The organism is Paenibacillus sp. FW104-T2 (genome assembly GCF_058789975.1).
Window position 1 is genome coordinate 99,051 of the sequence record NZ_JBYTCE010000019.1, and the last position, 21,485, is coordinate 120,535.

At 50.3% G+C, this 21,485-nt stretch carries 16 protein-coding genes and 1 riboswitch; of the genes, 14 read left to right on the forward strand and 2 right to left on the reverse strand.

Going from position 1 to position 21,485, the window contains the following annotated elements; translation table 11 throughout:
- The first annotated feature begins 36 nt into the window (after nucleotides 1–36).
- The 8 genes from ytxJ to AC3WQ3_RS21670 all read left to right on the forward strand — a co-directional run bounded on the left by ytxJ (nucleotide 37) and on the right by AC3WQ3_RS21670 (nucleotide 10,410).
- Nucleotides 37–576, forward strand: a complete 540-nt coding sequence (gene ytxJ, locus AC3WQ3_RS21635; protein WP_492473492.1) for a bacillithiol system redox-active protein YtxJ — start codon at nucleotides 37–39, stop codon at nucleotides 574–576.
- A gap of 290 nt (nucleotides 577–866) precedes the next feature.
- Complete coding sequence (locus tag AC3WQ3_RS21640) at nucleotides 867–944, forward strand: potassium-transporting ATPase subunit F (protein WP_419720073.1); 78 nt, start codon at nucleotides 867–869, stop codon at nucleotides 942–944.
- Between the two features lie 36 nt (nucleotides 945–980).
- Entirely contained in the window at nucleotides 981–2,660 is a 1,680-nt protein-coding gene (gene kdpA / locus AC3WQ3_RS21645; protein WP_492473493.1) for a potassium-transporting ATPase subunit KdpA, read from the forward strand.
- 71 nt (nucleotides 2,661–2,731) lie between these two features.
- The gene (kdpB, locus tag AC3WQ3_RS21650; RefSeq protein ID WP_492473494.1) at nucleotides 2,732–4,900 is read left to right on the forward strand and encodes a potassium-transporting ATPase subunit KdpB; all 2,169 of its coding nucleotides are present in this window, start codon (nucleotides 2,732–2,734) and stop codon (nucleotides 4,898–4,900) included.
- Nucleotides 4,901–5,090: 190 nt separating this feature from the next.
- Nucleotides 5,091–5,651 (forward strand): potassium-transporting ATPase subunit KdpC, encoded by a 561-nt coding sequence (gene kdpC, locus AC3WQ3_RS21655; protein WP_492473495.1) that lies wholly within the window; start codon nucleotides 5,091–5,093, stop codon nucleotides 5,649–5,651.
- 109 nt (nucleotides 5,652–5,760) lie between these two features.
- Nucleotides 5,761–8,121 carry a histidine kinase gene (locus tag AC3WQ3_RS21660; protein ID WP_492473496.1) on the forward strand — a complete coding sequence of 787 codons (2,361 nt, stop codon included), beginning with the start codon at nucleotides 5,761–5,763 and terminating at the stop codon, nucleotides 8,119–8,121.
- Nucleotides 8,118–9,710, forward strand: coding sequence for an ATP-binding protein (locus tag AC3WQ3_RS21665; protein ID WP_492473497.1), 1,593 nt, complete (start codon nucleotides 8,118–8,120; stop codon nucleotides 9,708–9,710). Before AC3WQ3_RS21660 ends, AC3WQ3_RS21665 begins: the two co-directional genes overlap by 4 nt.
- Nucleotide 9,711: 1 nt before the next feature.
- Entirely contained in the window at nucleotides 9,712–10,410 is a 699-nt protein-coding gene (locus tag AC3WQ3_RS21670; RefSeq protein ID WP_127540515.1) for a response regulator, read from the forward strand.
- A 110-nt stretch (nucleotides 10,411–10,520) separates the two neighbouring features.
- On the opposite strand, the gene AC3WQ3_RS21675 is transcribed toward AC3WQ3_RS21670, so the two are convergent.
- Nucleotides 10,521–11,822 (reverse strand): alpha-glucosidase/alpha-galactosidase, encoded by a 1,302-nt coding sequence (locus AC3WQ3_RS21675; protein WP_127540513.1) that lies wholly within the window; start codon nucleotides 11,820–11,822, stop codon nucleotides 10,521–10,523.
- A gap of 210 nt (nucleotides 11,823–12,032) precedes the next feature.
- On the opposite strand from AC3WQ3_RS21675, the gene AC3WQ3_RS21680 reads away from it, so the two are divergent.
- The 6 genes from AC3WQ3_RS21680 (at nucleotide 12,033) to AC3WQ3_RS21705 (ending at nucleotide 18,278) form a co-directional block, all read left to right on the forward strand.
- Nucleotides 12,033–12,845, forward strand: coding sequence for an AraC family transcriptional regulator (locus tag AC3WQ3_RS21680; protein ID WP_227780006.1), 813 nt, complete (start codon nucleotides 12,033–12,035; stop codon nucleotides 12,843–12,845).
- 80 nt (nucleotides 12,846–12,925) lie between these two features.
- A riboswitch (cobalamin riboswitch) is annotated at nucleotides 12,926–13,115 on the forward strand.
- A gap of 178 nt (nucleotides 13,116–13,293) precedes the next feature.
- On the forward strand, nucleotides 13,294–14,217 hold the full coding sequence (gene nikB, locus AC3WQ3_RS21685) for a nickel ABC transporter permease (RefSeq protein ID WP_492473499.1): 924 nt from the start codon (nucleotides 13,294–13,296) through the stop codon (nucleotides 14,215–14,217).
- Nucleotides 14,218–15,051, forward strand: a complete 834-nt coding sequence (gene nikC / locus AC3WQ3_RS21690; protein ID WP_492473500.1) for a nickel transporter permease — start codon at nucleotides 14,218–14,220, stop codon at nucleotides 15,049–15,051. It begins immediately after the preceding gene.
- A gap of 14 nt (nucleotides 15,052–15,065) precedes the next feature.
- Nucleotides 15,066–16,661, forward strand: coding sequence for an ABC transporter substrate-binding protein (locus tag AC3WQ3_RS21695; RefSeq protein WP_492473502.1), 1,596 nt, complete (start codon nucleotides 15,066–15,068; stop codon nucleotides 16,659–16,661).
- Nucleotides 16,661–17,458 carry an ABC transporter ATP-binding protein gene (locus tag AC3WQ3_RS21700; RefSeq protein ID WP_336784195.1) on the forward strand — a complete coding sequence of 266 codons (798 nt, stop codon included), beginning with the start codon at nucleotides 16,661–16,663 and terminating at the stop codon, nucleotides 17,456–17,458. The genes AC3WQ3_RS21695 and AC3WQ3_RS21700 overlap by 1 nt, the downstream gene beginning before the upstream one ends.
- Nucleotides 17,459–17,477: 19 nt before the next feature.
- Nucleotides 17,478–18,278, forward strand: a complete 801-nt coding sequence (locus AC3WQ3_RS21705; RefSeq protein WP_492473503.1) for an ABC transporter ATP-binding protein — start codon at nucleotides 17,478–17,480, stop codon at nucleotides 18,276–18,278.
- Nucleotides 18,279–18,526: 248 nt separating this feature from the next.
- Here the strand turns inward: AC3WQ3_RS21705 and AC3WQ3_RS21710 are convergent, their stop codons facing one another.
- Complete coding sequence (locus tag AC3WQ3_RS21710) at nucleotides 18,527–21,385, reverse strand: DUF5704 domain-containing protein (protein WP_492473504.1); 2,859 nt, start codon at nucleotides 21,383–21,385, stop codon at nucleotides 18,527–18,529.
- Between the last annotated feature and the right edge of the window lie 100 nt (nucleotides 21,386–21,485).

Sequence of the window (21,485 nt, forward strand, 5' to 3'; positions counted from 1 at the left end):
ACCTTATTATACATATCCTCTGAAAGGATGATCACTGTGGAGAAAAAAGTGAATCCCCAGGCTCTATGGCTTGGGTTAGGGCTAGCACTCGGAGTGAGTATTGGTACGGCAACGGATCAGCTCGCCCTCGGCATTGCTTTTGGCGTGGCCCTTGGCGTCGTGATTGGATCAGCGGTAAGCAAACGGGCAATTGCCGGTACGGAAGATATGTTAAAGGAACATGTCCGTGAACTCCGCAGACAGGAAGACTGGGAAGAGGCACTTCAATCTTCGGAGGATCATCCCGTACTCATCCTGAAGCACAGCACCACCTGCCCGATCAGCGCGAGAGCGTACCGCGAGTTTATGGCATTTGTGGGCTCCAATGCGTCCGATCCCAGACAGCGGATGGACTATCATATCGTCAAAGTCATCGAGAATCGCCCGCTCTCCCGCCGGATTGCGGAGGAAACAGAGGTACATCATGAATCACCACAGGTGCTGCTCTTGGATCAAGGGCAGGTCATCAAGCACACATCCCACGGCAAAATCACGAAAAAGAGACTGCTGCAATGGGCACAGAATCCGTTTGGATAAAGATCAAATCACTAATAGACCCGTTTTCTTTCAGCCATTGGCAAAGAGACGGGTCTATTTTTACGTTTTTTTTACACCTTGGCAGGGATTTCTTTACCCCCTTTTTACAGCGTTCAGGTATAAGATTTTACACGTAGCAGGTTGAAAGAACGGTAGAGAGAGGGAGGAAGGGCATATGGTCAATGATGCTTCTATGATCGGATTGGTTGTACTGCTGTTCGTGGTGTTCTGGGGTTTCATTAAATTCTGCGAGAGAGCCTAGGGCTATAGTCAGAGAGGGGAAGGTGCATATGACCGTTATAGGAATAATTGTGCTGGCACTGATAGTCTATCTGGGCTATGTGCTCGTAAAGCCGGAGAAGTTCTGAATCATTTGGAACGCAGATTAGGGAGGAACTATGGATATGGGTAGCGGTTTATTACAAGTGGCGGTCACGCTGCTGATCATCATCCTGCTGGTGAAACCGGTGGGTAGTTATCTGGTCAAGGTATTCGATGGCAAGCGGACAGGACTGGACCGGATCTTCGGTAGGCCTGAACGACTGCTCTATCGACTAATGGGGGTTCGGGAGAATGAGTCGATGGGCTGGAAAAAGTACCTTTCAGCTGTGCTCATTTCCAACTTCGTCATGTTGATTTTGATGTTTCTAGTGCTGCGGCTGCAGCAGTTTCTGCCGCTCAACCCGGATGGCATCAGCAACATGCCTGCAGCGCAGGCGTTTAATACAGCAGCATCCTTCATGACCAACACCAACTGGCAGTCGTATACGGGCGAGAATGCCCTGTCGTATCTGTCACAGATGCTGGCCGTGACGTTCCCGATGTTTACATCAGCGGCAACGGGCTTCGCTGTAGCCATTGCGTTCATCCGCGGACTGGTTGGCCGGAGGGATGAACTGGGGAACTTTTATGTCGACCTGGTACGGTCGATTACAAGAATCTTTTTGCCGCTGAGCTTCATTGTGGCCTTATTCCTGGTCTTTCAGGGTGTGCCACAGACGCTGGCAGGGGCGGTGAACGCGACCACGCTGGAAGGCGGAGAGCAGACAATCACTCGCGGATTGGTTGCTTCACTCGAGTCGATTAAACACATTGGTACGAATGGCGGCGGCTGGTTTGGAACCAATGCAGCACATCCCTTCGAGAATCCAACGGCGCTGGCGAATCTGGTCCACATTGTCTGCATGATGCTGCTGCCCACTGCACTGGTGTATGCATTCGGACTGATGGTAAACAACCGGAAGCAAGGCTGGGCATTGTTTGCAGCGATGAGCTTTCTGTTTCTCGTGATGCTCACGACTGTTTTTGTATCGGAGTACCGCGGTGTACCTGCGCTGGATGCCGCCGGCATTCAAGGGAACATGGAGGGGAAAGAGGTCAGGTTTGGGATAGCCGAATCGGCGTTATTCACGGCAGTGACTACAGCTGCGACAACGGGATCCGTCAACAATATGCATGAGTCGCTCACGCCGCTCGGCGGAATGGTGGCACTTGCTGAAATGATGCTCAATAACGTATTTGGCGGTAAAGGGGTAGGCCTGCTTAACGGATTGCTGTACGTCATTCTGGCCGTGTTTATCTCCGGACTGATGGTAGGACGGACACCTGAATTTCTGGGCAAAAAAATTGAAGGGAAAGAAGTAAAGCTCGCATCGATTGCGCTGCTGATTCATCCCTTGATTATTTTGGCTCCAACTGCACTGGCGCTTATGCGGCCCGAAGCGGTAGCCTCGATTTCAAATTCAGGCATGCATGGCCTGACCGAAGTGCTTTATGCTTTTGCATCGGGTGCTGCCAATAATGGGTCCGCTTTTGCCGGACTGAATGCCAATACCGACTTTTACAATATCGCCATTGGTGTGGTGATGCTTCTGGGAAGGTACATCTCCATGATTGCCATGCTCGCGATTGCAGGATCCCTGGCAACGAAACGAGTAGTTCCGGTAACAACGGGTACACTTCGTACACATACCCCTTTATTCGCAGGGATTCTGGTGATGATGATTGTGGTGGTCGGAGCGCTCACCTTCTTCCCATCACTGGCGCTTGGGCCGATCGCTGAGCATTTGGCGATGCTCCGGTAATGGATGGACGGTCTATGAAGTGGATTACGGAAGTACAGCAAGGATGTTAAGCATGGAGGTGCACGAAATTAATGGGTGCTATAGAGCGAAAGAAGGAACACATGGTGGAAGGAACAAGTAACCAAGCAATTGCAGAAACAGACAACGAAGCATACAGACCAAGCGGAAAGGGTGAGGGAAAGGAGATTAATCCCCGCCAACAAGGTCCAGGCAAAAGGAGATTAAGCGGGGACATCGTACGGCAGGCTTCTCTGGACGCCTTTAAGAAACTTAATCCGATGGTCATGATCAAAAATCCCGTCATGTTTATCGTGGAAGTTGGCACGTTCATCACGCTGCTCTTATGTATCGATCCCGATCTTTTTGCTGCATCGGAAGCGGGACGGGGGTACAACGTTGCGGTGTTCCTCATCCTGTTGTTCACACTGCTGTTTGCCAACTTTGCTGAAGCGCTCGCCGAAGGCCGGGGCAAAGCCCAGGCAGATACCCTGCGCAAGACGAAATCGGATACGACCGCCAAATTGATGCAAAAGGATGGGACAATTCGGCAAGTATCATCGACTCAGTTGAAAAAGGGAGATATTGTCCGCGTGGAAGCAGGAGAACTGATCCCCACGGACGGCGAAATTATCGAGGGTTTGGCCTCCATAGACGAATCGGCCATCACGGGTGAATCAGCTCCGGTCATTAAGGAAGCAGGCGGTGATTTTTCCTCCGTAACGGGAGGTACACGAGTCACTTCCGACTATATCGTCATGCGGGTACAGACCGATCCGGGAGAATCCTTCCTTGACCGGATGATCTCTCTGGTTGAAGGTGCGCAGCGTCAGAAAACGCCAAACGAAATCGCGCTGACCACACTGCTGGCCGTATTGACCCTGATTTTCCTGATCGTCATTCTGACGATGGTTCCGATGGCGAGTTACCTAGGCATTCGCCTTGATTTGGCGACACTGATCGCCTTGCTGGTTTGCCTTATTCCTACAACAATAGGCGGCCTGTTGTCCGCAATCGGAATTGCCGGAATGGACCGGGTCACGCAGTTCAACGTGCTTGCCATGTCAGGGAAAGCAGTGGAAGCGGCAGGGGATATTGATACGCTGATTCTGGATAAGACCGGAACAATTACGTACGGAAATCGCATGGCCTCCGAATTCATTCCCGTTCAGGGTGTGACCGTGCAGGAGATGACCCGGGCAGCGCTGCAGGCCTCGGTTCGTGATGAGACGCCGGAAGGACGCTCCGTGGTGGAGCTTGCAGGCAAGCAGGGAGAGCGCTGGCCGGAGCAGGAATATGCAGATGCGGAAAGTGTGGAGTTTACCGCCGAGACCCGTATGTCGGGTCTCAATCTGGGCAGCGGAATGCAGATTCGCAAGGGCGCAGTAGATGCCATCAAGCATCATATCGCTTCCCGGGGTGGACGAATTCCTGCCGATCTGGATGACATCGCCAATCGCATTGCCAAGGCTGGAGGCACTCCCCTTGCTGTTGCGATCGATGACCGGATCTACGGTGTAATCTACCTGAAGGATACAGTGAAGCCGGGTCTGAAGGAGAAGTTTGCCGAGATGCGGTCCATGGGCATCAAAACGATCATGTGTACAGGCGACAACCCTCTAACAGCAGCCACGATTGCACTGGAAGCAGGCGTGGATGACTTTATTGCTGAAGCGAAGCCGGAAGACAAGATCACCGCGATCAAAAAAGAGCAGCAGGCAGGCAAGCTCGTCGCCATGACCGGCGACGGGACCAATGATGCGCCTGCCCTGGCGCAGGCCGATGTGGGCCTGGCAATGAATTCGGGTACCATGGCGGCCAAGGAAGCGGCCAACATGATTGACTTGGATTCCGACCCGACCAAGCTGCTGTCGGTGGTCTCCATTGGGAAGCAGCTTTTGATTACACGCGGGGCGCTAACCACCTTTTCGATATCGAATGATATTGCGAAATACTTTGCCATTATCCCGGCAATGTTTATTATCGCCATGCCGCAGCTCCAATCGCTGAATATTATGAATCTGGCTTCACCGCAATCGGCCATTCTGTCAGCATTGATCTTTAACGCAATCATCATCCCGCTGCTCATTCCGATTGCGATGAAGGGCGTGAAGTACCGGGCCATGTCAGCCGAGCGGCTGCTCGGACGCAATGTATTGATCTATGGCGTGGGTGGCGTGATCGTACCCTTTATCGGGATTAAGCTGATTGACCTGATCCTTTCGGGGCTGCATCTGGTGTGATACTAACTCCTATAAATTGGACTCCTTTTTACACGAAAACGGAGAGGGCAGAACAAATCTGTAGAAATGAAGTGTTCGCCTAAAAGCTTTTTGCAAGAAAGCTACATCGGAAGATGGGGCTGTAATCGAAGTGATACAGTGTAACGCTCAGTATTTGTTTTAAAATAAACGATTTCAGGATGTGACTGATATGAAGACCATACTGCCTGCCATCCGCTTGTCTGTTGTTCTTATGCTGATCTGCGGTATCGTGTATCCGATGGTGACGACTGCTGCGGCACAGCTGCTATTTCCTGCACAAGCGAATGGGAGCCTGATAACCCAAAACGGAAAAGTAATCGGTTCATCCCTGCTGGCACAGGAAGTAAAATCACCGGCCATGTTCCAACCCCGTGCATCAAACGCGAGTTATGACCCGACAGCGTCGGCAGGCTCCAATCGGGCTGTAGCTTCGGCGGAGTATATTGGTGAGATGAATGATAAGATTGCTCAGCTTAGACAGCAAAATCCGACACTACAGCAGATTCCTGCCGATCTGGTGACGGGTTCGGGCTCAGGTCTGGATCCTGACCTTTCGCCGGAAGCAGCAAAAGCACAGATCCCGCGAATTAGTCAGGCAACAGGTCTTCGTGAGCAGCAGCTCGTAGAACTTGTGGAAGCGCATGTTCAAGGGCGACAGCTCGGCATATTCGGCGAGCCGCGTGTCAATGTGACTGAACTGAATCTGGCGCTGACATTAGAGCTGAATTAGCTTGCAGGAATGTATCTGAGCTCAAGTCAATAACGTCAATTGGACTGCCTAACGATCATTGGCCTTCTTCCGGATTTCGGAAGGGGCTTTCTCCATTTAGATCATTGGAATGGAAAGGAGACATCAACGGATGCATGAGAGCTTCAAGCGCAGATCAGCCGAGGACATTCTGAAGATGATTACGAAGCTGCAGCAGGGCACGCTCACCATCTATATCGGTCCGGTCAGTGGTTCAGGCAAAACCTATCATATGTTAAGAGAAGGGAATACGCTGCGCCAGCAAGGCATTGATGTCGTGATCTGCGCGGTATCGACCATGCAAAGACCCGAAACCGTGGAACAGCTCGGCGAGCTTGAACGGATTCCGAGTATTCACTGGTGCCGTCAGAGAGATGGCATGGAGATGAAGGACCTGAATATAGATGCTCTGCTGGAGCGTAATCCGGAAGTGGTGCTCGTTGACGGACTGGCGCACAGAAACCGCGAGGGAGCTCTGCATGCTACGAGGCTGAAGGATATTCAGTATCTGCTGAAACACAACATCAGTGTGATCACAACGGTGAACGTCTACGAGCTGGAGGGGTATACCGAACTGGCCCGTAAACTTACAGGTATTGCGGCAGATTATACCGTTCCTGCGGGGACACTTGAATTGGCTGACGAAGTGAAGCTGATCGATGTGACACCGGAAACGGTTTTGACCCGGCTTGCTGAAGGACATTTGAAGGGGTATGAGGGAGAGGCTTTGTTAAGGCAAGGCAACCTGGGCATTTTACGGGAACTGGCGCTGAAGCTCGTTGCCGAAGGAGTCAATGAATCCCTGCGGGAACACCGGGAAGAGATGGGTATTACCATGACAACAGGCATCATGGAACGGGTGCTGGTGTCGACCCAATATCATTGGAATGGATCCATTTATATTCGGAGAGGGCAGCAGATTGCGAAGAGACTGAATGGTGATTTATGCGTGGTCACGTTCCGCGATATGAAGAAGGCATTAACTAAGGAAGCCACGGTATTTCGCCGAAACATGATCAAGCTGGTGGAGAAATTCGGAGGAGCATTCGAGGAATTGCCCATGACGCATCGTCGCAGAATTCCATCCACCTTGGCACGTTATGCTGCCAGGCAGCAGATTACCCGAATTGTGATGGGTCACTCACGTCATACCCGCTGGCAGGAGTTATGGCAAGGTTCTGTCATCAACTCGCTCCTGCACAAGCTGCAGGGGGTAGATCTGTTCCTGCTTGCAGATCGAACCGAGCTGGATGGAGAACGATTACTTCCCGCAAAATTGCCGGATACCCGCAGCACAACCTATCGCAGATTAAGCGATCAAGAAGTGAAGAAACAGATCGGCCAGATTCAGCGAGGCAAATTCAAAGTATACATCGGTGCAGCCCCGGGTGTAGGTAAAACCTATATGATGCTGCGGGAAGGCAACGATCTGCTCCGCAAAGGCATTGATGTTCGAATCGGCCTGCTGGAGACGCACAATCGGGCTGAGACCATGGAGCAGATCGGACAGCTGCTTGTCATTCCACGGGATCGTCGGACATATCAGGGAGTGGCATTGGAGGAGATGGATACGGAGGCTATTCTTCGCCTTTGTCCGGAAGTCGTGTTGGTGGATGAACTGGCCCATACCAATGTGCCCGGAAGCGTAAGGAAAAAACGTTACGAAGATGTGCTTCATCTGCTGGATGCAGGGATCTCGGTAATCACGACTGTTAACGTGCAGCATCTGGAAAGCCTGAACGATGCCGTAGAGCACATTACGGGAATTCGGGTCCGGGAGACGGTACCGGATCAGATTCTGCAAATGGCAGATGAAGTGCAGTTAATCGATGTTGCACCTCAGGCCTTGCGGCAGCGCATGCGGGAAGGTAAAATCTATGCAGCAGCCAAGGTGGAGCAGGCACTTGCGAATTTCTTCCGCATCGGTAATCTGATTGCATTGCGGGAACTTGCCCTGCGTGAACTGGCCGATGATGTGGATGAACGGCTGGAAGCGAAGGAGCAAAAAAGTGCGCTTCGGGGCCCTTGGCGAAGACAGGAAGCAGTCTTTGTTTGTGTAAGCAGTGACAAACATGCGGAGCGGTTAATTCGCCGTGGTTTTCGCACGGCTTATCGGTTGAAGGCCGTATGGCATGTTCATCATGTACATGTTGGCAAGGCAATGAGTGACGAAGTCAAGGATCAGCTGAAGGCCCTGGAACAGTTAACCGTCAGGCTGGGTGGGGAATTTCATATTCATCACAGTGAGAAACTGAGGGAAGTATCAAGTATTTTGGCAAGCAAGGCAGCAGAGGAAAAAGCAACACAGCTGGTGGTTGGTCAAGCGAAGAGGCTCTGGTGGCTAAATGGCTATCGTGGTTCCGGATCGGTGGTCAATCGGCTGGTACGGCTGTCCAGACATATGGATGTATTAATAGTTGCAGATTACGATTATGATCCAAGCGGGATGTGAACAGTACAGTGCCTGAACGAAACACAGAAGAGAAGGGGAATCCTCCTTTGCACCGGGTTTCCCAATATGTATGGGTAACCATTGGCATTACCTTGTTAACCCCACTGCTTCATGTCATCGGCATGAGTAGTGATCTGGTTAACGTCTCGCTCATTTACCTGTTTCCCATTTTGGTGAGCGCCGTTTACTGGGGATTGGGCCCTGCAATCTACGCAGCGAGTCTTAGCGTAATCATGTTTGACTTCTTTTTTGTACCTCCGAATCTCAGTTTTACCGTTGCAGATTTGCGATATATTTTTTCTTTTGTTGTGTATTTGGCCGTAGCGGTGTTAACAGCCACACTTTCCAGTCGCTTACGTCAGCAGCTGGAGATGGTTAGGCAGCGTGAAACCACTACCAATTCATTGTATGCGCTCAGCCGCCAGATGACGGCTGTTACGGATCTGGATACACTGCTCGATCATATTGCGAAGCAAGTATCATACACACTGGGTACCCAGGCTGCCGTATATTTGCCTGATGCTCATGATGAGCTGAAAGTAACAGCATCAGCCGATGACCTGGGAAACGCAGTCTGGGGTGGAGAGGAATCAGAGATCGCGATTGCCAAGTGGGTGTACAGGAATGGCGAAACTGCGGGGAGAGGTTCTACCATCCTGCGGGAATCTTTGGGTCTATACGTTCCCTTGCGTACGGAAGATCAGATACACGGCGTGCTTGCCGTCCGTATGGAGGCCAGGGATATTCATGAGCAGCGGGAACAGCTGCAATTGCTGGAGGCCTGTGGAGGGCTGGCGGCCAGTGCAATTGCTCGCGTCAAACTGGCAGAGGAAGCAAGGGTGGCACAGATGACTGCCGAATCAGAGCGCATTCGCACGGCTTTGCTGGACTCTGTGTCCCACGAACTGCGGACGCCCTTAACGACGATCATTGGATCTGCTACAGGATTGATCGAGAATGACGCCATCTTTACCCCGGAAGACCGGAAGGAGCTGACGGGCAATATTCGGGATGGTGCCATGCGCATGAACCGATTGGTGAGCAATTTACTGGGCATGGTGAAGCTGGAGAGCGGTATGCTGCAGCTGCGCAGGAAATGGTGTGACGTCGGGGACATGATCAGCGTGGTGTTAACGCAAGTAAGGGAATTCAGCAAGCATCGGAGCATTCGTGTGGATTTGCCGGATCAACCGTTATTTATATGTGGAGATGAAGTGCTGCTGGAACAGGTGCTGATCAATGTGGTTAGCAATGCCATTAAATATTCTCCTGACTATAGCGAGATTGTCCTCACTGTTACGAGGGATGAGAGAAACGCCAGGCTGACCATTGTGGTAGCGGACACTGGTGTAGGTATTCCTGATGCTGACAGGGAGCGGATTTTTGAAAAGTTTTACCGGTCGGAATCCTCTCGTCATGTGACGGGCACAGGACTGGGACTGGCTATATGCAAAGGGATTGTTGAAGTTCACGGAGGAACGATTGAAGCAGATCCCAATCCGGGAGGCGGAACAAGAATGAGCATCTGTTTGCCCATGGAAGCGCCGGAAGCATTATTTCCCTATAGAGGACAAGGAGAGGTTGAGTAACATGACGGCATCGCAAGGGGCACGCATATTGGTTGTAGATGATGAACCACAAATTCGCAAACTGCTGAAGGTGACCCTGCAGGCTCATCAATTCGAAATTCATGAATGTGCCGATGGCGACGAGGCTGTCATTCAGGCGAGTATCGTTCATCCAGATCTGATCATCCTCGATCTGGGTCTGCCGGGGATGTCCGGGATGGACGTGCTGCATCGCGTCCGCGAATGGTCCCAGGTGCCCATTATTGTACTGACGGCGAAGGAGCGCGAGGAAGACAAGATTGCTGCGCTTGACGGTGGGGCCGATGACTATGTAACGAAGCCGTTTGGCATGGGTGAACTGGTTGCCCGGATTCGGGTTGCACTTCGGCATGTGGCGAAGACAACCGATGAACCTGTACTGCGTTTTGGATCCCTCACTATAGATCTGGCACAAAGGCAGGTGGAGCTGGACGGTTTGCCGATCAAATTAACACCCACAGAGTACGATATGCTCAAGGTTCTGGCCTCCAACGCCGGAAAGATCATTACCCAGCGCCAGCTGCTGCAGCAGGTATGGGGCGGGCATCATCACGAATCTGATAGTCATTATCTGAGGGTCTACGTGGGTCATCTGCGCAAAAAATTAAAGGAAGACCCTACGCAGCCACGATTCATTCAGACCGAGCCCGGAATTGGCTATCGCTTTTTGCTTCAGGATTAGTATGAAATTGTAACAAGAATCCCTTATTAGAAAAACGCCGGAGCCTCCTGGATTTACAGAGGTCTTCGGCGTTTTTCTAATCATCAATGAAATAAAAACTGTCTTTTGCTTTAGGATGTATACTTCGGCAGCCAATCCCCATGAGCCTCGATCAGTTCATCGCACATGGCAACGATGTCATCAATGGACAGCTCGGCAGCAGTGTGCGGATCCAGCATGGCGGCATGATAGATATGTTCCTTTTTGCCCGTCATGGCCGCTTCAATCGTCAGCAGCTGGGTGTTGATGTTGGTGCGGTTCAGTGCCGCCAGCTGTGGGGGCAGGTCGCCAATGTAAGTTGGGCTGATTCCAGATCCGTCCACCAGACATGGCACCTCGACACAGGCCTCACGAGGCAGGTTAGTAATCAGACCGGTATTCATTACATTACCGCCGATTTTGTATGGACGGTCCGTTTCCATCGCTTCCATGATATGCGAAGCGTATTCACGGCTGCGGGTATGTTCAATATGTTCACTGGCAAACAGCTTCTCGCGCATTTCCTTCCATCCTTCAATCTGGTTCACGCAGCGGCGCGGATACTCATCCAGCGGGATGTTGAAGCGTTCGATCAATTCCGGATAATTCCGTTTGATAAAGTATGGATGGTACTCAGCATTGTGCTCGGAAGACTCCGTTACGTAATATCCAAAACGATTCATCAGCTCGAAACGCACCATATCATGATGCTGCTCCTTCTGTTTCTCCCTCGCCAGACGTTTAATCTCCGGATACAAATCCTGGCCATCTCTCGTTACTTCCAGCAGCCAGGCCATATGGTTGATTCCTGCCACTTTTGCAACTACGCCTGTCTGATCCATTCCCAGCGCTTCAAACAAGTGAGGCACGCATACCTGCACGCTGTGGCACAGACCTACCGTTTTGATCCCTCCATGCACGTTCATGACATTGGTCAGTACGGCCATCGGGTTGGTGTAGTTCAGGAACCAGGCGTCAGGACACACTTCCTGCATGTCCCGGGCAAAGTCGAGCATGACCGGAATGGTACGCAAATTACGGAAGATACCGCCAATGCCAAGGGTGTCAGCAATAGTCTGACGCAGTCCATATTTCTTCGGTATTTCGAAGTCCGTAATTGTACATGGATCATATCCGCCCACTTGAATGGCGTTAATGACATATTTGGCACCGCGCAGCGCTTCTTTGCGGTCTGTGTATTTTTTTACGGAACAACGGCTTCCAAGAGAACGGCCCATACTGGTCAGCAGTCGCTCCGAATCATTCAGCCGCTCGGCATCAATATCAAACAAGGCCAATTCAAAATCCTGCAGTGCTTCAGTCATCATGACGTCACCTAATACATTTTTGACAAAAACGGTGCTGCCTGCACCGAGAAACGTAATTTTGTTCATCTCAAGTCCAGCCTCCTTGAATAATGGTGTACCCCAACTATAGGCCGATCCGGCTTATATAACTATGGCTCAACCTCACCCATATATGGCATAATCCCATTTTTGGTCCCGCTTTCAGCTGATATTTAACCAATATACCTGTTATAATCTAAAGTAAGATCAATGTTGATGCGGAAGAAGGGAAGGGGTGGGAAGGTGAGTCCAATCGAGATGAACGTGGTGCCCATGGACTGGACACAGATGGAGCTGGTGCTGCTATTTTTCGGCTGGGAGGATTGTGATCCGTCTCATTATTGGGGTCCGGGTGTACGAGATTCCTATGTGGTTCATTACATTCATGAGGGACGGGGAACCGTTCGTATGGAAGACAGGGAGTACCATCTGACGCAGGGTCAGGGCTTTGCCATTCTGCCGGGTACGATCATTCATTATGAGGCCGATGCGAATGATCCTTGGACATACTCCTGGTTCGGATTTAAGGGCGTACATGCCAAGACATTCATGCAGCGGGCAAACCTGAGTCCAGCATCCCCTGTATTTAAAGCTAGCGATCCAGAGGTAATGGATGGTTTATATGAAAACATGGTTCAGGCCACATCGCGCAATGGTGGAGATGTATTCAGCCAGAGCCTGCTGTACCGATTAATGGCTGAACTGATCTCCTCCTCCCCTGATGAGGACAAGCCGCAGAGGCCTCTTTCCACCAAGGATGAATACATCAGGCAAGCCGTTCAGTTTATGGAGAACAGGTACAGCCAGAAGACGTCCATCCTTGATATTGCACAGTCCGTCCGTCTGGATCGTACGTATCTGTCCGGTCTGTTTAAGGAGAAGTACGGGAAGTCGCTGCAGGCCTTTTTTCTTGAATACCGGATGAATCGCGCAGCAGAGCTGCTGCAGAGTTCAACGCTTTCGGTCAGTGAGGTTGCCCACTCCGTGGGGTATACGGATCCGTTGTTATTTTCCAAGATGTTTAAGCGCGTGACAGGAGTCTCCCCGAAAGGTTCGAGAGAGCGGGAATAGGCTGACGAGCTGTTTCAAATTTGAATAAATGCTTTGATCATTATCTGTGAGCCAGCTATACTGGTACAGAATGCATTTCAATTGAATATGTGGAACTGGGTGCTATACCTTCGGGTAGAAGCTTAATAGGGAAGACCGGTGTGATGCCGGCGCGGTCCCGCCACTGTAACAGAGGAGTTATGCAGCGTTATGCCACTGGTTTAGACCGGGAAGGTGCTGCAATGACGAGGATTCTGGAGCCAGGAGACCTGCCTAGTTTAACAACACAGTAGTACCTACGGGAGATAGGAAGGTGTTTAGAGAGCATGATTTTTTCTGAAAATCTGTTTATTTAAGACGTCCTTATCCGGTACTAGCGGAGAGAGACGTCTTTTTTGATATGCATGGACAAGTCACGTGCGGGGTTGGAGATTGGGGAGAGGATGTCAGACATGTGAGTAGATATATTGTGAAAAGATTCATTCAACTGGCAGCCGTGTTATTCGGCATTTCGTTTCTGACGTTTCTGCTGACCTATCTGTCTCCGGGGGACCCGGCAAGGCTTATGCTCATGTCTACAGGGGTCACACCGTCGGACGAATTGGTACAGCAGGTGCGTGTCCAGCTGGGACTGGATCAGCCATTTTGGATACGCTACGGAACCTGGCTGGGACAGGTGCTTACCGGAGATTTCGGAACGTCCTATAAATACGACAGGCCTGTGCTCGACATTCTGCTGTCCAGGCTTCCAGCTACGCTTCGGCTAACAGGAAGTGCCCTGCTGCTGGTCGTTCTGATTGCGTTTCCACTGGGTATTTTGTCTGCTGTCTACAGAAACAACGTTCTGGATTACGTCATTCGCCTGTTTTCGTTTGCAGGGCTGTCCATGCCCAGCTTCTGGCTCGGGATGCTGCTTATGTTGGTATTTGGAGTTCAACTCAAGCTGCTGCCTGTCATGGGAAGTTCGGGCTGGAACAGCCTGATATTGCCGGCATGCACACTGGCGTTACCTCTGATTGCCCAATATATCAGGCAGATCCGTACGGTGATTCTGGAAGAGATGTCCCAGAACTATGTAATGGGGGCCAGAGCCAGAGGCGTGAAGGAGAGAGTTATTATGATGCAGCATATTTTACCCAATATATTATTGCCCATCGTTACGCTCATGGGTATGTCTACAGGCGCCCTGCTCGGCGGGGCAGCCATTGTGGAAAGTTTGTTCGTATGGCCCGGTGTAGGGCAGATGGCGGTGGATGCCATCTTTACAAGGGACTATCCCCTGATTCAGGGCTATGTCATCTGGATGGCAACCATCTATGTATTGCTGAATCTGATTGTTGATCTCTGGACACATCTGCATGACCCGCGGATTCGACTGGACGTGGATGTGTAAATGAGAGAATTTAAGCTTATTCTGACACAGCATCGCTGGTTCACGTTTCTATGTTCATTGACACTCCTCTGGGTCATTCTCGCCATGATTGCGCCGCTGCTAGCACCGCATGATCCACTGGCAACGAATTTTGCCAAGGTACTGCAGCCAGCCAGTTCGGAATATCCGCTTGGAACCGATCAGCTTGGACGCTGCGTGTTATCCCGTATCCTTTACGGGGCCAGGACGTCGCTTCTGCTTACATTTATAATGATCGGAATTGTGTTTGTGCTTGGTGTAGCCATTGGTGTTATCGCGGGTTTTGCCCGTGGTCTGACGGATACAGTACTGATGCGGTTATCCGATACACTGATGGCCTTTCCAGGATTAATCTTCGCTATCGCAGTAGTGGGGATGCTGGGGCCAGGCCTATTTAATACGGTAATTGCCCTGGCGGTTGTTTGGTGGGCGAAGTATGCACGACTGGCAAGAAGTCTGGTGATCTCGCTTCAGCAAAAGGAGTATGTCGCTGCGGCAGCCTTCAGCGGCGCGCGGAAGATTCAGATCATCATCAGAACCATCCTGCCCAACATGCTGTCTCCTCTCATTGTTATGGCGATGATGGATGTGGGCGGCATGATGTTATCCATCTCAGGCCTGTCCTTTTTGGGGCTGGGTGCTCAGCCTCCTGAACCGGAGTGGGGGGCGATGCTGAATGAAGGCAGACGATATTTGCAGACAGCTCCGTGGCTGTTGATTTATCCGGGACTTGCGATTTTTTGCACGGTGATCATTTTTAATTTGCTGGGCGACAGTCTGAGGGATGTGCTGGATCCCAAGAAAAAGGCAGCTTAACAGGAGGAACGGGAATGAATTCGAGATATGGAAAAACGCTAACGCTTACCGTACTGTCATTATTGGTTTTATGTATTATCGCGGCATGTGGCCAAACCACAACAAGTACCTCCACCTCATCATCATCTGGCGAAAAGGCGGCTGAGGCGGACAAAGGCAGTGCAGTTGCACCGACTCATCTGAATGTAGCGCTATTCTGGCTTGGAAGTAATCTGGATCCGGCAGAGGAGTGGAACGGCTGGACCCTTACACGGGCAGCAATAGGAGAGACCCTGATTCAGTTTGACGAAAATATGAAATTGGTACCGAAAATTGCGGATAGTTGGGATCGTATTGATGATACGACATGGCATTTTCATATCCGGGACGGCGTAACGTTTCACAACGGAAATAAGGTCACAGCAGATGCGGTGAAGAAGTCCATTGAACGTTCCATGGAGCTGAATGAGAGAGGACAGTCGACCTTGCCGGTAGCTTCCATGACTGCCGAAGGTCAGGATCTGACCATTAAAACAACTGAGCCTTATGCATCCCTTCTTGGCAATATTGCTGAACCCCTGTTTGTAATCGTGGATACGAGTGCGGATACGTCCAAATTCAAGAGTGAGCCTATCGCTACAGGGCCGTTTATGGTCACAGGCTATACCCCGGATCAGGAGATTCAGGTGAAAAAGTATGACGGATACTGGGACGGGGCAGCGGATGTGGATACCATTACATTCAAATATATCAAGGATGACAGCACGCGTGCCCTTGCACTGCAATCGGGTGAGATTGATGTAGCCAGCAACGTGGGACGAAGCAGCCTGGCATTATTCCAGGATCAGAGTCAATATACGATTGATGAAATCCCGAGCCTGCGTACGCAGTTTGTATGGTTTAATACGCAGAATCCGCTGCTGAGTGAACCGGACGTACGGCGTGCAATCTCGTACGGCATAGACCGCGAGATGTATGCAAACACACTGGTGGGCGGTCAGGCGGCCAAAGGACCGTTTACCTCGGCTCTGCCTTTTGGCTATGATCAGGTCAAGGGGTATGACTATGAACCGGAGACAGCCAAGAAGCTGTTGGATAAGGCTGGTTACATGGATGCGGATGGGGACGGTATTCGGGAAATAGACGGACAAAAGCTAACGCTTCAATTGATTCTCAATTCGGCTTATGAATCGGACTCCATTGTGGCTGCTGCAATGCAGTCCCAGCTCAAGGAAATTGGAGTTAATCTGGAAATGACCTCTTACGAGGATCTGACTGATCACCAAAAAAGCGGGAACTACGATTTGGCGCTGACCAGCATTAATACAGGGATTACCGGAGATCCCCAGTATATTCTCGACTTTTATTTCAAAACGGGAGCAGAGTGGAACGTAGGTGGATACAGCAATCCGAAGCTGGATGCGGTGATTCAGCAGTTGCATTCCGAATTCGATGTGGAAAAAAGATATGAACTGGCTGCAGAAGCCCAGCAGATGATTCTAGATGATGCGGCATACATGTTTATTACCTATACTCCAATTAACATTGTAAGCAAGAGCAACGTTCAGGGTGCGACGATGTATCCGATCGACTTTTATCTCCTGGATCGTAATATTCAGGTTGGGCAATAATGAGCAACTTGCTGGGTGTAGATCGGCTTTCTGTAGCATATAAGAGCGGTTCACCTGCACTGCAGAATGTATCGTTCACAATGAATGCCGGGGAGATTATCGGAATCGTGGGCGAGAGCGGAAGTGGTAAATCGACGTTGCTTCGAGCTTTGCTCGGCATGCTTCCAGACGGTGGGCAGTATGCCGGGGGAGACATTTTTTTTCAGGGGAAATCGATATTTAGTTTTTCACAGAAGGAATGGGGCCGCATACGCGGCAAGCGGATGGCGATGGTTTTTCAGGATAGCGGTTCTTATCTGAATCCCATCCGTACAATAGGAAGTCAGTATATCGAGGCAATCCGTACACACGTTGAACTATCGAAGAAAGCTGCCTATGACATGGCGGTGGACATGCTCTCACAGATGGGACTGGATGACCCCGAGCGCATGATGAGCATGTATCCCGGCCAGCTTAGCGGAGGCATGAAGCAGCGAACGGCAATTGCCATGGCGGTAACGATGGAGCCAGAACTGCTGCTTGCCGATGAACCGACCAGTGCGCTGGATGTAACCACTCAGGTTGAAGTGATCAAAGGATTGACCGACCTTCGGGCAAGTCAGGGAACAGGGATGATCATTGTGACGCACAATATTGCCGTTGCAGCCCATATGGCAGACTACATCGGTGTGATGCAGAACGGGTCACTGGTTGAGTTTGGACAAACTTCGAGCATTATTACAAGTCCACGTCACGCCTATACCCGCGAGTTGCTAGCTGCAGTACCTGAATTGGAGGGGAACACGGATGGTAGATGAGAGGATACCCGTTCTGGAAATGAGGAATTTAAGTAAAACCTATGAATCCAGGGGCCAGGGAGCCCATTCAGCATTGCAATCGATCAATCTGAAGCTCTATCCGGGTGAATGTCTGGGAATTGTAGGTGAGAGCGGAAGTGGCAAGAGCACCTTGGCCAAATGCGTGACCCATCTGGAAAAGGCAACCTCCGGGCAGATCATCTATCGTCAGCAGGATATTACTCTGATCAGAGGAGAGGCTTTGCGGCAGCAGCGCAAGCAGATTCAGATGGTTTTTCAGGAACCTTCGGCGATTTTCAATCCCCGCATGAGGGTAGGATCGTTTATTCTTGAGCCTTTATTGAATTATAAACTGATCAAACGCAGGCAGGGGGAAAAGGAAATTCATCGTTTGCTGGAGCTGGTGGGATTGCCTGCTGCGATTGCTGACAAGTATCCACACGAAATCAGTGGTGGGGAGCAGCAGCGAGTGGTTATTGCCCGGGCGATTGGATTGCAGCCGGATGTGATTATATTTGATGAGGCTACCTCGGCACTCGATGTTTCCATTCAGCAGCAAATATTGAATCTGTTGGTCCGATTGCGTGAGGAGACAGGGATTTCATGTATCTTCATATCACATGACCTGGCTGTGGTGCAGCAGGTTAGCAATCGCACTGCGATCATGTACAAGGGTGAAGTCGTTGAGGTATTGGAAAGTGCACAGCTAACACGTGCATCCAGTCATCCCTATACACGAAACCTGATGGCTTCGGTGTTGTCGGTGAAGGAGATCAAGGATAAGATGCGAGAGTATGCCCTGCAAGGCATTACGGGTTGAGTTTTACGGTGTATTGTGGTCTTTATAATTAAGCGAAGAAAAAGGATTATTCCGGGTCATGGTGGTGACGGCCGGAGTAATCCTTTTACTGTATAAGGAGTATAAGAAATCATGAACTGCTGTTGAAAAGTAATACAATGTACGCAAACCGATGTGTGCAAACCCATCTATGCACACTGATCTATGCAAACCAATGTACGCAAGCATAGGTGACTCAGCCAAGTATTAAGCATCGCCTGATATCTTTTTTAATGTGGCACTTGGGATTGGAAGTCGTTTCGGCTCGACCGATTGGCATGGTAGAAGACAACATCCCCGTCTTGGATGGGCCAAGTATTGCTTTCAGTATCGACCGGATTGTTCTGAAAACCCTCCATTTGCCACTGATTCATCAGAGGTGCATAGATGTACTGGAGATGAGGCGCGTCAGTATCGCCATCTCGTAGACTTTCAATATTGAAGTTGACTACGATATACCCATTTCTCAGAAACACAGCGGACTTTTCATCCAACTGGTTTTGTCTCGCAAGTGGCTCCAAATTCGTGCCTTTCGGCACGGCATATACATCGGCTGGCAGGCTGTATTCTCCATACCAGTGCTGAATGGATGCATTTGCCCGATCCAAGTTAACGCCTTGCGGGATGTCCGTTTTGGGTCCGATCAATGTGCGAATGGATGAGGGCAGGATCATCCAATCATAACGTCCCACCCACGTTTTCTGGTGCGAGATCTGATCGACGAAACGAACCATGTATTCTGCCAGTGTGCCTTGGCTCTGCTCCTCTTTGGTCAGTTCATAGGTGTATCGATAACGGGCAGCATCGCCCAGTTCCGTACCAGGAACATTTCGTAAACGGGCATTCAGAACCACAAAGCGTTTCTCCAAATCCTGTGCAGATCCGATACGGATAAATCTTTCCTGTCCTCTGTGGTAATACAGATCTACCTCCTGCCGGGAGGTACCGTCCTCGTTCACGAAATGAAAAGTTGGTGTAATCCGTACCCCATCCTGCTGACCAAACATATTACCTTTCGTTTTGAGGTCAAACTTGATATGGTACCCGGTTTTTACAGCCACATTTTTGAATCCCTGTATTGGATGGCTGCCTGGACGAATGGGCAATACGAAAGGTGCCAGATTGCCACGAGGGTCACCATCTATACGATTCAAGCCTGTCCAATAGCTGACTCCCGTTTGCTCCGGGCTGCCTGGCTGCTTGCGAAAAACATTTTCCCAGTTGTAGTCCGAAATGTCGGTGACGTGAAAATCGTATAGCCTACCGATGACGTCGACTGGAACCGTATCGGCAGCTACGTGATGGGTCAGGTTGGTATTGGCATCCTGCTGTTCGGTGAAGTTGGGGGGTGCGTTCTCCGCAATGTTGCGGAATTCAATTTCATAGTTGCCCTCGTCTACCCATACCGGGAGATAAAAGCTGGTGTCCAGCTGGTTTACCGGGATATCCACCCAGGTTTTAGCCGGGATAAATTGGCTTCTGTCCGCGTTGTAGACATCAAACGGGAATTTGACCTGTTTCACTCGAAAATATTTGGCATAGTCCCGATTGCCATAACCGGGGTAACTTGCTGCGTTTAAATGTTGACCCGTCGTTGGAATACGGACAATAAATGGACGTTCCAGAATCAGTGCTGACCGGGTTAGATCTGGAGTCGTCTTCTGATTATGAGCCTGATCATCCGATACCAAGGCGTAGTTTACGACAGGGGTATGCACGGTAACGGTGTTAATGCCGTTAATCGGGAAATCCTTGTTGGCGCCGCCGTTTACATTCCCAGGCAGCAGATCGTAATAAATGGTCCCGGAACTTGGCGTGTTTTCTTTGTTGACCAGCGTGTTACTAATCATGTTATTTGGCTTATAGAGGACATCCTGGCCAATCGTTGTAGGGTTAGGAATATTGGATGGCGTAGGTCCATCCTTGGTCGCTTCCGTGTCGTCCATAATCTTGGTATTGTTGAATATGACCGAGTCATTATTCACTTTTGCCTGAGGGGTGTTGGACTCCGCCATTCCCTTCAAACGCGACGTATCATCCGGCACATCTGGAGGTGCATTCAGCCCGCCTGTTAATTTGGGTGGGGTATAGGAGATAGACGTTGTTTGCCCTGGTCTGACGTGGCTCTCCACGTTGTCATCGTTTTTGGATACCAAAGTTGGCGGTGTATATCCGGTTGGAGTCATGGTGACCAGTTCACCCGGCAGGGCATAATTCTTCATGGTCGCTTTTACGATCTTGTATACTTCAAGATTGTTAATTTTCCAATACGAGTAGTCCCGTGTTATCTGGAAATTGTATGGTTTGGTTACTGTGTCATTGGCTGGAACAGGTGGTCCATCCGTACAGCCATCCTCGGTACAGAGCGGTGGTCCGGGAACCGTCCATTCTCTGTCATAGGACAGCGTAACACTGCAATCATATGTAACTTTGCCCGACATTTTCGCCCAGGCCTGCTTGAAGAGATAGTTGTCAGCAAATGCATTGGTATACAGTGACTCGGAAGTAGGGATTCCTCTCAGTACATTGAATGTCTCACTTCCTCTGTTATCTGACTTTATTACACCGTTAGCATTTGGATCAAGGTCACTCATGCTCATGATCGTCCCTGCAGATGGTGGCCCGATTGTTGGTGAACATCCAACACCACTTCCGCCCCCATTGCCTCCGCCACCCCCGTTCCCGGGATCTTCTTCTACGCCAATCGTTGTGGTTGTCGTTAATTGGAAGTCGTCTTTCTCCCATAGTACGGTGATGGTCGTAGTTCCCCTGCTTACGGCTTGGACAAGCCCTGAATTGCTAACGGTTGCAACACCAGGGTTGGAGGAAGTCCATGTCGTGCGCCCATTACCGCTATTAACATTGGTTTCAGCACCAAAGCTTCCATCACCGGTTTTAGTCTTTACGGTTGCATTTAATTGCTTGGATTGGTTAATGGTGAGTTGGCCGCCATTGGTGAGATTGATTTCTTTGGTGATCTCGGCTAAAGCTTTCCAGTAGAGGTCAGTTCTGAATATATAGTCCGCGGACCATTTCGGGGGATTGTACTCTCTGGTTGCAGTAGGAGCAATCGCACCCCCGATTTGCATCTGAAACTTGGTGTTTAAACCATCAAATTCATCTACAGATATTAATATTGGATCTCCGATTCTATAGTAATTAGTATTATCCATATAATGAGGTTTCTTG

Bases quoted from the DNA above. Each gene is read 5' to 3' on its own strand.
- AC3WQ3_RS21640 (WP_419720073.1), top strand. From the start codon at position 867: ATGACCGTTATAGGAATAATTGTGCTGGCACTGATAGTCTATCTGGGC.
- kdpA (WP_492473493.1), top strand. From the start codon at position 981: ATGGGTAGCGGTTTATTACAAGTGGCGGTCACGCTGCTGATCATCATC.
- kdpB (WP_492473494.1), top strand. From the start codon at position 2,732: ATGGGTGCTATAGAGCGAAAGAAGGAACACATGGTGGAAGGAACAAGT.
- kdpC (WP_492473495.1), top strand. From the start codon at position 5,091: ATGAAGACCATACTGCCTGCCATCCGCTTGTCTGTTGTTCTTATGCTG.
- AC3WQ3_RS21660 (WP_492473496.1), top strand. From the start codon at position 5,761: ATGGAAAGGAGACATCAACGGATGCATGAGAGCTTCAAGCGCAGATCA.
- AC3WQ3_RS21670 (WP_127540515.1), top strand. From the start codon at position 9,712: ATGACGGCATCGCAAGGGGCACGCATATTGGTTGTAGATGATGAACCA.
- AC3WQ3_RS21675 (WP_127540513.1), bottom strand. From the start codon at position 11,822: ATGAACAAAATTACGTTTCTCGGTGCAGGCAGCACCGTTTTTGTCAAA.
- AC3WQ3_RS21680 (WP_227780006.1), top strand. From the start codon at position 12,033: ATGAACGTGGTGCCCATGGACTGGACACAGATGGAGCTGGTGCTGCTA.
- nikC (WP_492473500.1), top strand. From the start codon at position 14,218: ATGAGAGAATTTAAGCTTATTCTGACACAGCATCGCTGGTTCACGTTT.
- AC3WQ3_RS21695 (WP_492473502.1), top strand. From the start codon at position 15,066: ATGAATTCGAGATATGGAAAAACGCTAACGCTTACCGTACTGTCATTA.
- AC3WQ3_RS21700 (WP_336784195.1), top strand. From the start codon at position 16,661: ATGAGCAACTTGCTGGGTGTAGATCGGCTTTCTGTAGCATATAAGAGC.
- AC3WQ3_RS21705 (WP_492473503.1), top strand. From the start codon at position 17,478: ATGAGGAATTTAAGTAAAACCTATGAATCCAGGGGCCAGGGAGCCCAT.
- AC3WQ3_RS21710 (WP_492473504.1), bottom strand. From the start codon at position 21,385: ATGCAAATCGGGGGTGCGATTGCTCCTACTGCAACCAGAGAGTACAAT.